12 protein-coding genes are annotated in these 14,335 nt (G+C 62.3%); 6 read left to right on the plus strand and 6 right to left on the minus strand.

Annotated elements, in window-relative coordinates; all coding sequences use genetic code 11:
- Positions 1–43: 43 nt before the first annotated feature.
- The 5 genes from ACV17W_RS16315 to ACV17W_RS16335 are packed head-to-tail and all read right to left on the minus strand — an operon-like array spanning position 44 to position 4,683.
- Positions 44–574, minus strand: coding sequence for a MaoC family dehydratase (locus ACV17W_RS16315; protein ID WP_462593376.1), 531 nt, complete (start codon positions 572–574; stop codon positions 44–46).
- The gene (locus ACV17W_RS16320) at positions 571–1,728 is read right to left on the minus strand and encodes a thiolase family protein (protein ID WP_462593377.1); all 1,158 of its coding nucleotides are present in this window, start codon (positions 1,726–1,728) and stop codon (positions 571–573) included. Before ACV17W_RS16320 ends, ACV17W_RS16315 begins: the two co-directional genes overlap by 4 nt.
- Complete coding sequence (locus ACV17W_RS16325; RefSeq protein ID WP_462593378.1) at positions 1,725–2,144, minus strand: Zn-ribbon domain-containing OB-fold protein; 420 nt, start codon at positions 2,142–2,144, stop codon at positions 1,725–1,727. The genes ACV17W_RS16320 and ACV17W_RS16325 overlap by 4 nt, the downstream gene beginning before the upstream one ends.
- 55 nt (positions 2,145–2,199) lie before the next feature.
- Positions 2,200–3,111 carry an SMP-30/gluconolactonase/LRE family protein gene (locus ACV17W_RS16330; protein ID WP_462593379.1) on the minus strand — a complete coding sequence of 304 codons (912 nt, stop codon included), beginning with the start codon at positions 3,109–3,111 and terminating at the stop codon, positions 2,200–2,202.
- 3 nt (positions 3,112–3,114) lie between these two features.
- Complete coding sequence (locus ACV17W_RS16335; RefSeq protein WP_462593380.1) at positions 3,115–4,683, minus strand: class I adenylate-forming enzyme family protein; 1,569 nt, start codon at positions 4,681–4,683, stop codon at positions 3,115–3,117.
- A gap of 116 nt (positions 4,684–4,799) precedes the next feature.
- Between ACV17W_RS16335 and ACV17W_RS16340 the strand changes: the two genes are divergently transcribed.
- From ACV17W_RS16340 to ACV17W_RS16355, 4 genes are read left to right on the plus strand one after another with little or no spacing between them, the layout of a single operon-like run.
- The gene (locus tag ACV17W_RS16340; protein WP_462593381.1) at positions 4,800–5,786 is read left to right on the plus strand and encodes a Bug family tripartite tricarboxylate transporter substrate binding protein; all 987 of its coding nucleotides are present in this window, start codon (positions 4,800–4,802) and stop codon (positions 5,784–5,786) included.
- 58 nt (positions 5,787–5,844) lie between these two features.
- Positions 5,845–6,300, plus strand: coding sequence for a (2Fe-2S)-binding protein (locus ACV17W_RS16345; RefSeq protein WP_462596575.1), 456 nt, complete (start codon positions 5,845–5,847; stop codon positions 6,298–6,300).
- Complete coding sequence (locus ACV17W_RS16350; RefSeq protein WP_462593382.1) at positions 6,297–8,531, plus strand: xanthine dehydrogenase family protein molybdopterin-binding subunit; 2,235 nt, start codon at positions 6,297–6,299, stop codon at positions 8,529–8,531. Before ACV17W_RS16345 ends, ACV17W_RS16350 begins: the two co-directional genes overlap by 4 nt.
- A 19-nt stretch (positions 8,532–8,550) precedes the next feature.
- A complete protein-coding gene (locus ACV17W_RS16355) occupies positions 8,551–10,617 on the plus strand; it encodes an FAD-dependent oxidoreductase (RefSeq protein ID WP_462593383.1) in 2,067 nt (688 codons plus the stop codon).
- 112 nt (positions 10,618–10,729) lie between these two features.
- Here ACV17W_RS16355 and ACV17W_RS16360 read toward each other — a convergent pair whose 3' ends face one another.
- Positions 10,730–11,740 (minus strand): LacI family DNA-binding transcriptional regulator, encoded by a 1,011-nt coding sequence (locus tag ACV17W_RS16360; RefSeq protein WP_462593384.1) that lies wholly within the window; start codon positions 11,738–11,740, stop codon positions 10,730–10,732.
- 214 nt (positions 11,741–11,954) lie between these two features.
- On the opposite strand from ACV17W_RS16360, the gene ACV17W_RS16365 reads away from it, so the two are divergent.
- A complete protein-coding gene (locus tag ACV17W_RS16365; RefSeq protein ID WP_462593385.1) occupies positions 11,955–13,022 on the plus strand; it encodes a mandelate racemase/muconate lactonizing enzyme family protein in 1,068 nt (355 codons plus the stop codon).
- Between the two features lie 38 nt (positions 13,023–13,060).
- Positions 13,061–14,335, plus strand: a complete 1,275-nt coding sequence (locus ACV17W_RS16370; protein ID WP_462593386.1) for a 3-isopropylmalate dehydratase large subunit — start codon at positions 13,061–13,063, stop codon at positions 14,333–14,335.

Here is a 14,335-nt window from a genome sequence, read left to right on the forward strand (position 1 = left end):
TTGTACTTGCTTGACGCAAAGACTGATTCTAAACCCAGACCCGCTATGAGGCGATGCCGCCGCAGCCTTGCTTCGGCTGCGGCCGCTCCCGGGCGGGTCCGAATCCCCGGCGGTACATCAGCACGGCACGGGTGAATTCGATGACCACAACCCCCGCTTGAGTGTAGCCCCGCGTACTGATTTCGACGACGCCAACATTGTGGCGGGTCGCAGACGCGCGCAGGCTCGCGATGGTGGACTCACTGAAAATCGTGTCCCCCTCGAACGCCGGCGCCGGAAGACGCACTTGCTGCCAGCCCAGGTTGGTCATGACGTTGGGGGTCAGGTCGGCGACGGATTGCCCTGTCACCAGCGCGAGTGTAAGCGTCGAATTCAATGGTACGCGGTCATAGCCGGACTGACGCGCATACGTGTTGTCCAGATGCAGTGGCGCGGGGTTTTGTGTGAGCAGCGTGAACCAGGCGTTGTCGTGGCTATGTACAGTGCGCGCGCTCGTATGCTGGCACTGATCGCCCACGGCAAAGTCTTCAAAATAGCGCTCGCGCCAGGGTATGGCATTGGGCTCACGGTTCATATTGCCACCACCACGGCGGTTACGGAGCCCCCATCGGTGCCCGCCACCGTGCCACCCTTGCAGTATGACAGCCCGACTTGCGCTTGGGGCACCTGGCGCGCGCCGGCCTGGCCGGTCAATTGCCAATATAGTTCGCATACCTGCGCCATTCCGGTGGCGCCCACGGGATGCCCCCTCGAGAGCAGGCCGCCACTGACGTTGACAGGAAGCCGCCCTCCCAGGCTGGTGTGCCCGTCCTGGGTCCAACGCGCTGCTTCGCCCCGCGGGATCAGGCCCAGCCCCTCCATGCGCACGATTTCCGCGATGGTGAAGCAATCGTGCATCTCGACCAGGTCGATATCCTTTGGATCGACGCCCGAGAGCGCCCACGCCTGCTCGCCCGCACGGCGGGAAATGTCTTCTTCGTTGAGGTCATACAGGCCAGTGCGGGGTGTGCCGCTGGTGAGCGCCACGCCCATTACCTTGGGCCGCTTTCTGTCCGACAGCCCAAGCCGACGCAACCCTGCGTCGCTGCATACGACTGCTGCCGCCGCCCCGTCGCTGATCGGGCTGCAGTCGAGCACGCCCAGCGGGTCGGCGATCACTCGCGCGTTCAGGACCTGCTCCAGGGTCACGGCGTGTTGATATTGGGCGTACGGGTTATGAATGGAGTGCGCATGGTTCTTCACCGCGACGGCGGCGATCTGCTCGCGCGTGGCGCCGTGGTCTTCCATATATCGACGCGCGCTGAGCGCGTGTCCCGCGGTCATGACATAGCCTTGCATCGCGTCCAGATCGGATGGGTCGGGCGTGATGCCTCCCTGGATGCGGTCCGTCATCTTCTCGGCGCCTATTACCAGGACGACGTCGTATAGCCCGGCCAGGACGGCGACCCATGCTTCGCGCAGGGCGGTCGCGCCGCTAGCGCAATAGTTTTCATGATTGCTGACGGGCAGGCCGCCAAGTCCGAGTTCGACCGCGACGCGCTGCCCGGCAACAGGTCCGCCGAATACATGGCCAACATATACTGCGTCGATCTGGTCGCGGGCAGCGCCCGCGTCTTTCATCGCCGCGAGGCCTGCGCCGCATGCAAGCATTTCAAACGTGGTGGAGGCAGGAAATTTTCCAAACCGCACCATGCCGACGCCGGCCAGATGAGTACGAGCCCGAGTCATAGGATCTCCTTGGTTGTGTTCGCCTCCGGGCCGACGAAGGCATAGCCCAGCCTGGGTTCTCCGGGGTGCGGCACGATGTTCCTCAACACCAGGGAAACCCGCTGCCCGATGCGTACTTTGTCGGGCGGCGAGTCGACCTGGGCAAGCACCCGCACTCCGTCATCCAGGTCGACAAAGGCCAGTACATAAGGCACCGGCCTTTGCCCCGGCGCTGTGTGGATGACGGTGTACGAGAACACGACCCCTTCATCCGCCAGCACCGTCGGGGATGGATCCTCATGGCCGCAGGCGGTGCAGAACGCACGCCCTGGAAAAGTGCGAACGCCGCACCGGGTACAAAGCGCCCCGATCAATCGAGGCGGATCCAGCTGAAGCATGCCTTCCCGCAGGGGGGGAATGGTTTGGAGGTTGGACATAAGTACGTCTCTGTAGGCGTTGAAGTTGAGAAATGAACGATCCGGCCGAGGCGCGTCACGCGATACTGGTGGCCAGGACGCAGTCGGCCGCCAGCACGTTTTCGGGGCGACCAGAGACGTTCATGTCGATTGCCAGCACGCTGCCCGCCATCGGCTCGCGTTGCAGTTCGCCCTCGCTCAGCCCATACTTGGCCGTGGTGACGAACAAAGTGCGCAGATCCGGCCCGCCAAACATGCAGCTCGTGGGATTGGTCACGGGCAGCAGTACTTGCCGATCAAGTCGGCCGTCCGGAAGGTACCGTTCCAGCCTTCCTCCGCCGAATATGGCGCACCATATGCCACCTTCGGCGTCAATCGTCAGGCCATCGGGTTTCTGCCGCCCCGGCTCCCACACCGCGAGATTTCCGGCGGGTGCGATCCGGCCGGCCGCCGCCTCGTAGCGATAGCGATGTACGCGCCGGTCGAACGATTCAGAGAAGTACATCGTCCCGTCGTCGGGGCTCCAGCCCATGCCGTTAGACAGCGCGAAGCCTTCGGCCATGATCGAAACTCCCCGGCTGTCGATCCGGCGCAATCGTCCGATGGGGCGGGTCAGTTCACGATCGATGGTGCCGATCCATAGTCGTCCCCGAGAATCCACCTTCGCATCGTTGAATCGTTCATCGCCCAACGACAGATCGGATAGAGGCAGCTGCACCACGGGGCCACTCGGTTGCTCGATGTAGCCGAACTGCGCCCGGAACGCGATCAGCATCTGTTGCTGGGGCATCAGTGCCAGGGCTGCGGGAGGTCTGGCCAGCGGCCAGGATTCGGGCTTGTCCGTGTTCCACTGCCAACGAAACAGTTGCGGCCGGAAGCCGTCGATCCACCACAGTGCCTGACTCGCAGCACACCAGAGCGGCCCTTCTCCAAGCACCGCGTCCGCTTCGATCTGCCGCAATGCCGGTGTTTCCGTTGCATATTTCATCGGCTACGCCTTTTCAGCAAAGAACACTTCGGCGATTCGATTCTTCTGTACCTTGCCGGTAGTGGTCAGCGGCAGGGCGTCTTCGGCGCAGAAATGGAATACGGCCGGCACCTTGTAGGTGGCCAGCTGGGATTTGCAGTGCAGACGCAATTCTTCTTGCGAGAGCGCCGCACCTGATCGGGGTATGACCACGGCGGCAAGCACCTCGTCGCGCGTGGCGTCGGGGATGCCGGTGACAACGGCGTATGCGACGCCGGGGTGAGCCATCAGCACCGCCTCGATCTCCGCGGGCGATACGTTTATCCCGCCTGTCTTGACCAGTTCTTTGATCCGTCCGTGGAACTGCAGGTTGCCCTGGTCGTCCACCTTGCCGAGATCGCCGGTGCAAAAGAACCCATCGGCGTCGAACGCGGCCCCGGTTTGCAGCTCATCTTTCAGGTATCCCGGCGTCACGCGGCCCTTGATCCTGATTTCACCGATTTCGCCCGGAGGCAGGACTCGGCCGCTGCCGGGATCGACGATGCGCTGGGTCAGGCCCGGCAGCGGTCTGCCACAAGACATCAGCCGCAATGACAACGGGTCATCCGCAGAGGTGGCGTTGCAATTCCCATAGACTTCCGTCAATCCGTAGACGTTGCAGATCTCCGGCGCCAGCTCTGCTGCGCGCTTCATCTGCTCTGCTGTGCCCAGCGTGGCCCCGGTTCGCAAGCTGGATATGTCCCGGCGCTTTCGGTCCGGATGTTCGGCCAGCGCATGGATCATGTTGGGTGTTCCGTACAGCACCGAGCAGTGCTCTTTCTCGATCAACTCGAGCGCCGCAGCCGCTTCAAAGCTGTACTGCAGTACTACGCAACCTCCGTGCGAGAACATGGCGGGCATCGCATTCGAGCATCCAAACCCCCAGAACAGGGAGACCGCCAGCCACAGGCGGTCATGGGCACCGAAGCGCTGCCGCCGGCCAATCTGCCAGGTGTTCTCTACGAGATCGCCCTGTCTCAGCGTTACGCCTTTGGGCAGGCTGGTGGAACCGGACGTATAAAGTATGAATGCAGTCTGGTCGGGCCGGCAGTGCCGTGGCAGTTCGGCATCTCCGGGCCCCGTGCAGGTGTTGGTCCATGCATGCCAACCCTCGGGCAGGGTCTGCCCGACGCCTATGACGGTGCGTAGCCCGGGCAGCCTGCCCTGGGCCTGCAGCGCGCTCAGTTCCCGGGCGTAGTCATGGCGCATGTATTGTGATTCGCAAACCAGGAAAGCCGCTTCGGAATGGTCGAGCGCGTACTCGATCTCGCGGGAAGTCCACCACGTATTCATGGCAACGACGGTTGCGCCCAATGAGCCGGCCGCTATCGAAGCGATGACCCACTCCGCCCGGTTTCCCATCAGTATCGCGACTCGGTCGCCCGGTTTTACTCCCAGCTCAGCCAGACCTGCCGCGGCGCGAGCCGCGGCTTGGCGCAGCTGCGCGTAGGTGAATCGTCTGTTCCCGCAGACCAGTGCCTCGTTGGCGCCGGCGGTATCGGCATATGCGTGGATAAGCCCCGGCAGGGTGGGGCTCGGTGGGCGAGCAAGCATGAAAGGCCTCCAAGGATCCGGCGCCAGGGTCGGCGTCGGCTCATTTTTTTCTGTTCGTGTATGAAAAGTTAGTTCATAATGAGGAACAAATCAATTAAAACCTAGGAGACGACTTGATGAATCCGTATTTCTTCCGGGCGTTGGCCCTGGCCAGCCTGATCGGCTTTCTGTTCCTTGCGCCCGCTCGTGCAGCAGAATCGGCAGACACCTTTCCTACTCGCGAAATCAGGATTGTGGTGCCACTGGTTCCCGGCGGCGGAACCGACACCATCACCCGCCAGATCACTGATCAATTGGGCATCGAGCTGGGCAAACCCGTTGTGGTGGAAAATCGCGGAGGCGCGGGGACGCGTATTGGCATGAGCGCCGTTGCCTCCGCCACCCCAGACGGTCACACCCTGGTTGTCAACGGCGACACCGTCGCGATCTTTCCGTACATCTTCGCGGACCTGAAGTTCGACGTTTTCAAGGATTTCGTCCCGGTAGCCTATTTCGCGTCGGCGCCGATTGTGCTTGCGGCTCACCCCGACTTCCCTGCCAATAACGTCAGTGAACTGATTGCGGCGGCCAAGGCGGCACCCGGTACGGTCCCCTATGCAACGCCAGGGGTGGGCACGCCCCATGACCTGGCCGGACTGCTCATGATGCAGCGCGCCGGTATCGACCTGAACGCGATCACTTACAAAGGCAACGGCCAGGCGCTGGTCGACTTGATGGCCGGCCATGTTTCGATTGGCATGTTCACCATGTCCAACGTGTTGCCGCATATCAAGACAGGCGCGTTGAAGGCGCTGGCGGTGGTTGGCGACAAGCGCAGTCCAGTTGCGCCCGAGATTCCCTCGATGGCGGAGTCGGGTCTGGCGGGCGTCAATGTGGCCGCGCGCTACGTATTGCTCGCCCCCTCGGCCACGCCGCGTCCGCATCTCGAGAAGCTGAACAGTACCGTCCGCGCAATTACCGCGACTCCCGATATCGAGCAGAGGTTTCTCAGGTTGGGCTACGAAACCATGAGCACCGACCTGGACGAATCGGCGGCGCTGTTGACCCAGGACGGGGAACGCTGGAAACCCATCCTCGAGGCCGCGCGGATCACTCCGCAGTAGCTACCTCTGTCACCCGAAAGATTGACCCAGATTCTGCTGATAAGGAGTCGCCGCCGTGATCACGATTACCGTAAACGAAGAGGCCCGCAAGATCGATGCAGCGCCGGACACGCCGTTGTTATGGGTGCTGCGCGACGAGTTGGGCATGACCGGCACAAAGTATGGCTGTGGCATGGGCCTGTGCGGGGCATGCACAGTGCACCTGAACGGCCAGCCCATCCGATCCTGCGTGTTGCCTGTAGGCGGATTGGATGGTGCACAGATCCGGACGATAGAGGGGCTATCGCCCGATCGGTCGCATCCCGTACAACAGGCCTGGCTGGAGGAACAGGTTCCCCAATGCGGTTATTGCCAGTCCGGGATGATCATGGCTGCCGCGGCCCTGCTCGAGCGTATTCCCAAGCCGACCGACGCCGACATCAAAAGCCATGTGGACAATCTGTGCCGTTGCGGCACTTATCAGCGCGTGATTCGCGCGGTGCACCGCGCAGCAGACAATATGGGTGAGGCATGATGACGAAGCATCTCATCGAACAGCCATGCTCGCTGTCGCGCCGGCAGTTGCTGAAGGCAGGCGTCGCCCTGGGCGGTGGATTGGTGCTGGGCATCTCGTTGAATCCCAAGGCCCTGGCCAGCGCTGAAGCGCCTTCCATCAAGCCGAACGTCCCCTGGGGGCCCTGGCCGGATCAGCCCGGCGGCAACTTCGGGGCATATCTTGAAATTGGCACAGACGGGCGGGTCCTGTTCCATTCGCCTGTCGTTGAAATGGGCCAGGGGGCGCAATCGTCATTGGCGGCGGTCATTGCCGATGAGCTGGATCTTCCGTTCGACAGCATCGATATACAAGTGGCGCCTGCCGGTACGGCCTACCAGCGCCCGGATGTCACCAAGTATCAACTGACTTCGGGAAGCTGGAGTATGCGGCTGTGGCATGTCCCCATGCGCAAATCGGGGGCCGCCGCGCGCCTGATGCTGGTCGGAGCGGCCGCTCGGCAGTGGGGCGTTGACGCGCAAACCTGTTCGACCGAAGACGGTCATGTGCGGCACGACGCTACCGGCAGGAAGGCAAGCTACGGCGAACTGTCCGCGCTTGCCGCCGCCATGCCCGTTCCCGAGGATCCGCCGACAAAAAGCCACGACCAGCTCAAGCTGGTGGGACGCCGCCTCAAGCGCCTGGACCTGCCGCCCAAGGTTGACGGCAGTGCGGTATACGGAATTGATGTGCGGGTGCCCGGGCTGGCCTACGCGGCCATACGGCAAGCGCCCGTGTATGGGGCCGAGGTGATTTCGGTAGATGATGCCGCGCTGAGGAACCAACCCGGCATCATCACGGTGCTGAAAGTGCCGAACGGTGTCGTGGTAGTGGCCGAAAACTGGTGGCAGGCCAAGAAGGGCGTAGAGCAGCTCGACATCAAGTTCGCAGCGACCGGGTACGAATCGGTAACCAGCGCGAGTCTCGCCGAGGATGCCGAGGCCAAGCTGGGGCAAGCCGAGAGCGCCCTCTTCAGGAAGGTCGGCGATGTGGCCGGGGCCGAAGCAAGCGCCACGCATGGCCTGACGGCCGACTATCGAGTCCAGTTCCTGCATCATGCTCCGATGGAGCCCATGAACTGTACCGCGCTAGTCACCGACAAAACCTGCGAACTGTGGGTGCCGACACAATGCCACACCACGGCGCTGGAAGCCGCATGTCGATTGACGGGCCTGCCGGAACAGGCAGTCAATATTCATGCCACATTGCTGGGCGGCGCATTCGGGCGCAGGATCCATTCCGATTTCATCGAACCCGCCATCCTCGCGTCCCAAGCCGCCAAGCGACCGGTCAAGCTGCTGTGGTCCCGGGAAGAAGATATGTCGCACGGGTTTCATCGGCCGGCCATGTCCGCCCGCATGGTCGGCACGCTGGATCAAGCCAACAACATCAATTCACTGGCCATGCGGATCGCAGGCCCTTCGGTGCACGAGAAGTTCTGGCCATCGTTTTTCAAGGATGGCCTCGACTACGCGGCCGTGATGGCGTTGACCACCAAGAACGCCGCGTCGGGAAGCCATTACGATACGTCCAACCTGCTAATCGATTATGTGTACCAACCTACGCACGTGCCCATAGGCTACTGGCGGTCGGTTGGGGCTTCGCATAATGGTTTCTTCGTGGAATCTTTTGTCGACGAGCTTGCAGACGCCGCTGGCGAAGACCCGGGATCGTTCAGGCTCAAGCTGCTTGGCAACAGCCCGCGCGGTCATGAGGTTCTGACTCGCGTGATGCACGTGGCACAATGGGCGCGCCGTGGCGACCTGCCAGCAGGTCAGGGCATGGGCATAGCATTCTTCGAGGCGGTCGACAGCATCGTGGCTCAGGTCGCGCATGTCTCGGTAGCCGGCAATGAGCTGCGCATACATAAAATCTGGGCAGTGATCGACTGCGGGCAGACCATAAACCCCGACACCATAGAAGCGCAGATGGAAGGGGGGATCCTGCAGTCACTGAGCGCCACGCTGTTCGAAGCCATCACGATCGAACAGGGCCGATGCCAGCAGACAAATTTTCATGATTATCCGCTGCTGCGCATGGGCATGGCCCCCGAAATTGAAGTGCACATCATCGAAAGCGACAAGCCGCTGGGCGGGGTGGGCGAGGCGATGGTACCTACGCTTGCTCCGGCTGTCTGTAATGCGATATATGAGGCGTGCGGCCGCCGGATCCGCAGCCTGCCCTTGAGCGGGCATGGGTTCAGCGTGGCTTGACGAAACTCTGCGAGGTCATATGGCAGTTCAACATCTTGAAGCCGATGTACTGGTCATAGGAGGCAATCCGGGGGGCTGCTCGGCAGCCATCTCGGCGGCGCGATCCGGTAAGCGGGTTGTCTTGCTTGAACCCACCCCGACGCTCGGCGGCATGAACGCCAATGGCACGTTCGGATTCGACTGCGCCACCCCGCAGGCCTTGTCCGGCATTGCGCTGGAAATTGCCGACCGCATACGCGCGTACTATTCCCGCAGCGGTCTGAATGACCCGTTGCACCAGAAGCGTGCCGATCTGGTCTGGGAAAGCCATGTGGGGGCGAGGGTGTGGGCGGAACTCGCCGGCGAGACACCCGGGCTCACTGTTATCACGGGCGCCGTTCCCACCGCGGTCAGCATGGAAGGAAACCGCATATCCCAGGTGGTGTGGCATGACGCCTGCGACCTGATGGGCAACGTCCGGGATAATGGGCCCGGTCATGTCGTCAAGGCGCGGCTCGTTATCGATGCAAGCTATGAAGCTGACGTGGCGGCCTGGGCCGGCGCGCCCTACCGCCTGGGACGTGAGGCGCGATCCGCAGCAGAGCCGCACGCCGGCAAGATTTTCTTTTCCAACCATAGCGGGTCGCCGGCTCTCGGGTACCTGCCGCATTCCATATTGCCCGGAAGCACTGGGGAGGCCGATGATGCGATCATGGCCTACGCGTTGCGCCTGCATTGCCGCTATTACGATGACGTCTCGGCGCAAGCGCCGCATCGCCTCCAGGCCCCGCCGCCCGGCTACGATCCCGGCAACTACGCATGGGGCCCGTTACGCATCGACGCGGACGGCCGACCCGTATATTTCGACACTTTGTACGTGCTGGTCAATGGCAAGTTCCTGCTCAACCGGATGGTGAAGGGCAACAATCTCGTCGGGCCCAATCGCGAGTATGTGCTGGCGCATCCTCGCGACCGCCGCGAGCTGCGTCAGCGCTTCGTCGACCACGCGCTGGGCTTTTTGTATTTCATCCAGAACGAAGGCGGGCTGCCGCAGCTCGGCCTGGCCACCGACGAGTTCTGCGAAAACGGGAATATTCCCCACCAGATATACGTGCGCGAGGCGCGGCGCATTTGCGGGCAGGCCACGCTGAACGAATCAGACGTCAACCCGTGGCTGGCAGGCGATGGGATGCGGCCGCCGATCAAACACGATGCCGTCGCGATCGGCGACTGGACCTACGAGTCGCAAGGCTGCGCGGACGAGATGCCGCCCGGCTACGACTACCCCGACGGCTACATCACCGGGCGCTTCACCAGGGCGCCTTACCAGGTTCCGTATGGGTGCCTGGTGCCCGACCAGGTAGACAACCTGCTGGTGTGCGGCGGCATCAGCGCTACCCACATCGCCGCGGGGGCCGTGCGCTGCGAAGCGGCTCGCATCCAGATGGGAATCGCGGCCGGCGTGGCCGCGGGCGTGGCACTTGAGCAGCACGTGCGGCCACGCGACTTGTCTGTACCCGATATCCAGCATGAACTGGTACGCAGAGGCGTCAAGCTGGTCTACTACTCCGATGTCGAAGCAGACGACCCGAACTTTGCGGCAATCCAATGGGCAGCGGTACACGGGTATGTACCGCAAGACGAGCACCTTTATTTTCGGGGCGACGATGTCGTCAACTGGAGCGAGTTCGTCACGGCCATCGTCACGTGCCTGAAGATACCGGTAAGCGTCACGAGCCAGCACTTCGATAATCTGTCGCGCCGTGATCCGTGTTTCCGATACGTGGAAACGTTATACGACCTCGCCAGTCGTTTCGGCGTAGACCTGTTCGGGCTTGCGCAGATCGCCGATGAAGACCCGATGAAGGAGTTTCTGAGGATATTCCCGAAAAACAAACTACTGTCGTTCGATAGTGCGCGCCCGGTAGCGGCGCGCGAGGCGCGCCGCTTTGCCCGGGGCGTGGTGCAGTGCCTGCGCCCGCATGGGCCCGAAAAACCGTCGCCGGCGGACACGCCGGCGCGGGCGACACTGACCAGGGCAGCCATGTGTGCATTGCTCTGGCAGGCGGCCATAGACGCCGGGACAGCGTGCGATGGCTGGAACTGAGCCGCGAGTCCACGGGCAAACCGCCGGCAGAAGGCTCTCGACCGGCAGGGCTTGAGGCCGCCTGGGGGCGGCTTCGTGGCGGCCGGGGGCCTCGGCCTGCGCTTCAGCGCGTTCAGGTGCTGGAACGAATCACCAGGTTGAAGCCCAGGTCAACCCGCTTCGGCAAGCGCTTCTCGCCGGCGAGTTGCCTTCTCAGCAATGTGCCGGCCTCTTTGCCCATTTCATACCGTGGCACGTGAATCGTGGAAAGCGCCGGTACCATGAGTTCGGCAAGCTCCTGGTCATCGAATCCCATGATGGCAAGTTGCCCGGGCACCGAGATACCGACGCGTTGGCAATGCAGCAGGGCGCCGATTGCCCATCCATCGCCCGTAAAAAATACTCCCTGTAGCTCTGGCTCCAGCTCCAGCAGCTGGTTCAGAGTTCTGGCGCCGAGTTCATAGCCCAGGCTGGTCTCGATTTCGAGATCGGGACGAATATCCACCCCAGCCTCTTGCAAGGCCTCCCGGAAGCCCAGCCAGCGGTTGTAGGCCCTGGCGTTCTGCGATTTCGGTGAAGAAACGAATCCCAGTCTGGTGCGGCCCGTGGCCAGCAGATGCTGCGTGGCGGCCTTGCCGGCCTCTTTGTTGGAGTAGCCGATTGCAATGTTGATAGGTCGGGAATCCAGCGCGCCCAACTCGACGATCGGCACGCCACATCGCGCAAGATAGGCACGGGTGCGCGAATTGCGGCTGACCCCGTGCACGACCAGCGCCGCCGGACGATAGGTCAAGAGGGACCGGTAGGTTACTTCGTCGCTGTCACCTGTGCCCGGGCTGCCGGCGACCACGAGCTGGAACTCCGGCCCCAGCCCTTCCGCCAACCCCTGCAGTTCTCGGGCGAACGCGGGGTTGCGCAGATCCGGGAGCACTACGGCGACCAGCCGAGTGCGTCCAGTGGCCAACTGTTCGGCAAATGCGCTGCCGACATAGTTCAGCTCGTGTATCGAGGCCTGAATGCGATCGCGAGTGCGCTGGGCGACGGACGACGGGTTGTGCAATGCCCGGGACACTGTCATGAGTGATACACCCGCGTGCTGGGCGACGTCGTCCATGGTTACGGCTGCGCGGGGGTTTGGGTTCATCGGCATGTTGCTGAGTCGAAGATGATGGTGACACAAACGGATGTTAGCCGAGGCGAGGCGAGCATAGACGCGATGGTTGACAAAAAAATGTTATGCGTTAACATTCGGTGTCATGTTATGCGTATAACATTTTCAGGGGGCGGAGTTGCCAGGATCAACTATCAAGACCATCGAAGGGATTCCGCTGCGGATTCCGTTTGCCAAGGCCTTTACCATGGCTACGGCCCATCAGGCCACGCGCGATGAAGTCGAGGTGTACGTCGTGAGAATCACGACCGAGGACGGCGCGATAGGCATCGGTGAGACGCAGGCCTGGCGGCGCCAGGGCAGCGGCGAAACATTGGCCGGCTTGCACAGCAAGCTATGCGAGATCGCCAAGCCCGCATTGATCGGGCTGAGCGTGCATGAAATCAATGCCGCCATGCAGCGGCTCGATGACAGGCTTGCCGGCGGGCTGTACCTGCAGTCAGCCATCGGCGACGCGCTTTATGACGCCAAAGCCCGTACGTTGGGTCTGTCAGTGGCGGAGTTGCTGGGCGGAGGTCAACGGCGCGAGATTCCGGTGGGTATCGCACTGGGAATAACCGGTGACACGGCGGCGATGATAGACGCCGCCCAGCACGCCTATGACGCGGGCTACCGGCATCTTCGCATCAAGATCGGCCTGGACGCCGGCAAGGATCTTGCCAATCTGCAGGCGCTGCGTGCCCACTTCGGCAATAAGGTGCATCTCCGCGCCGACGCGAACGGGAACATGCGATATGGCGAAGCGCTGAGACTGCTCAGTCAGATCGAACCGCTCGACGTTGAATTTGTCGAGCAGCCGTTGCCCGCCTGGGATATTGCCGGTATGGCCCGATTGGCGGCGTCCGTGCGAGTTCCGCTGTCGGCCGACGAATCCATCAGTGATGTGCATTCACTGGCCAGCGTTGCCGCACGACAGGGCGCGCGCGTAATCCAGACCAAGTCGGCGAAGAACGGCGGCATACACACGATCCGAAAGCTGTGGACGCTGGCCGAGGCGCTGGGCATCGATATATTTCCAGGCAACCATCCTTCCACCAGCCTGAACGTTGCAGCGGTTTCGCAATTGACCGCGTCCTGGGCTCGGGACCTGCTGCCCGGCGACTTCCAGACGGGGCTGGTGGACATGCTTGCCGACGACATCGTTGATGAGCCGGTGCGCGTCGAGAACGGGGTGGTGAAGGTGCCGACGGGCCCGGGCACGGGCGTACAGCTAAGCGAAGCCAAACTCAAACGTTACCGGGTCGATACCCAGTAGCACGGTGCAGTGTGCATTCCAGGAACCAGGAGACAAACATGGGTATGACTATCGCCGAAAAGGTGATGGCGCGGGCGGCGGGACTAGCCAGCGTAAGGCCGGGTCAATACGTTGACTGCAAGTTGGACCGCGTGATCGCGCACGAGGAGTTCTACCGCATTCACGCGGTGGCGGTCGCGGCGGGGCTTCCCGATGGGCTGCCGGACATCTGGGACCGCGAAAGATTTCATGTCGTTCTCGACCACTTCCAACCCGTCATCAACGAAACGCAGGCCCTGCGCCAGCGGAAGATAAGGGAAGTCGCCCAAACCTATCAAGTGAAGTATTTCGACGACGCCCTGCCTTCGGTTGTGCACCGTGTGGCCGTTGAGGATTATGTGTTGCCGGGGGAGCTGGGGCTGGGTTCGGACTCACACTCCTGCACCTGGGGCGCACTGAACTGCTGCGGGTCCGGCATGGGCGAGCACGAGCTGGCGTATGGGCTGGTTTATGGCGAACTATGGTTCAAAGTTCCCGAAACCATCGCGGTGAATCTTCATGGCCAATTGCGGCCGGGCGTGGCGGCCAAGGATATCGCGTTATGGCTTGCAGGCCAGTATGGCACCTCGTTCGCTCTATACAAATCAATTGAGTACCGCGGAGTAGGGGCGCAGGCCCTCGATATGGACGCCCGCATCACGCTTGCCGCGCATGCCGTGGAGTTAGGTGGCAAATTCGGGCTTTTTGAATACGACGAAAAAACCGAGGCTTTCCTGTCCAGGCGCAAGCGGATGCGCCATCAGTTGGACTGGTCACGCCCGGTGTCCGCCGACGCCGATGCCCAGTACTGCCAGGTCGTGGATATCGACCTGAGCCAGCTTGAACCGCAGGTCGCCAAACCTCACACGTTCGAGAATGTCGTGCCGGTGTCGTCCGTGGCCGGCCTCCGCATTGATCAGGCAATGGTGGGGTCCTGCGCAAATGGAAACGTCGACGACATCGCGGCGGTCGCGCAGGTGGTGAAGGGCAAAAAGGTTCACCCGAAGACCCGGTTCATCGTGCAACCGAACTCGTGGGGCGTCTACCGTGAAGCGATGAGTCGGGGGTTCGTGGATACCCTGCTCGACGCAGGCGTCACGGTGATCTCTCCGGGCTGTCATCTGTGTCTGGGCATGCAGGGCGCTCTTACGGCCGGCGATGTGTGTATCACCTCGACGACAAGGAATCACCGGGGGCGGATGGGCAGCGGTGATGCCGATATTTATCTCGCCGGCCCAGCGACGGTGGCGGCGTCCGCCATTGCCGGCCACATCACCAATCCGATGGAGGGCTAA

The sequence above is a fragment of the Bordetella sp. MIP270_01_BMS genome, from assembly GCF_054958705.1.

Coding starts and splice junctions, on each gene's coding strand:
- ACV17W_RS16315 (WP_462593376.1), bottom strand. CDS start 574: ATGAACCGTGAGCCCAATGCCATACCCTGGCGCGAGCGCTATTTTGAA.
- ACV17W_RS16320 (WP_462593377.1), bottom strand. CDS start 1,728: ATGACTCGGGCTCGTACTCATCTGGCCGGCGTCGGCATGGTGCGGTTT.
- ACV17W_RS16325 (WP_462593378.1), bottom strand. CDS start 2,144: ATGTCCAACCTCCAAACCATTCCCCCCCTGCGGGAAGGCATGCTTCAG.
- ACV17W_RS16330 (WP_462593379.1), bottom strand. CDS start 3,111: ATGAAATATGCAACGGAAACACCGGCATTGCGGCAGATCGAAGCGGAC.
- ACV17W_RS16335 (WP_462593380.1), bottom strand. CDS start 4,683: ATGCTTGCTCGCCCACCGAGCCCCACCCTGCCGGGGCTTATCCACGCA.
- ACV17W_RS16340 (WP_462593381.1), top strand. CDS start 4,800: ATGAATCCGTATTTCTTCCGGGCGTTGGCCCTGGCCAGCCTGATCGGC.
- ACV17W_RS16350 (WP_462593382.1), top strand. CDS start 6,297: ATGATGACGAAGCATCTCATCGAACAGCCATGCTCGCTGTCGCGCCGG.
- ACV17W_RS16355 (WP_462593383.1), top strand. CDS start 8,551: ATGGCAGTTCAACATCTTGAAGCCGATGTACTGGTCATAGGAGGCAAT.
- ACV17W_RS16360 (WP_462593384.1), bottom strand. CDS start 11,740: ATGAACCCAAACCCCCGCGCAGCCGTAACCATGGACGACGTCGCCCAG.
- ACV17W_RS16365 (WP_462593385.1), top strand. CDS start 11,955: ATGGCTACGGCCCATCAGGCCACGCGCGATGAAGTCGAGGTGTACGTC.
- ACV17W_RS16370 (WP_462593386.1), top strand. CDS start 13,061: ATGGGTATGACTATCGCCGAAAAGGTGATGGCGCGGGCGGCGGGACTA.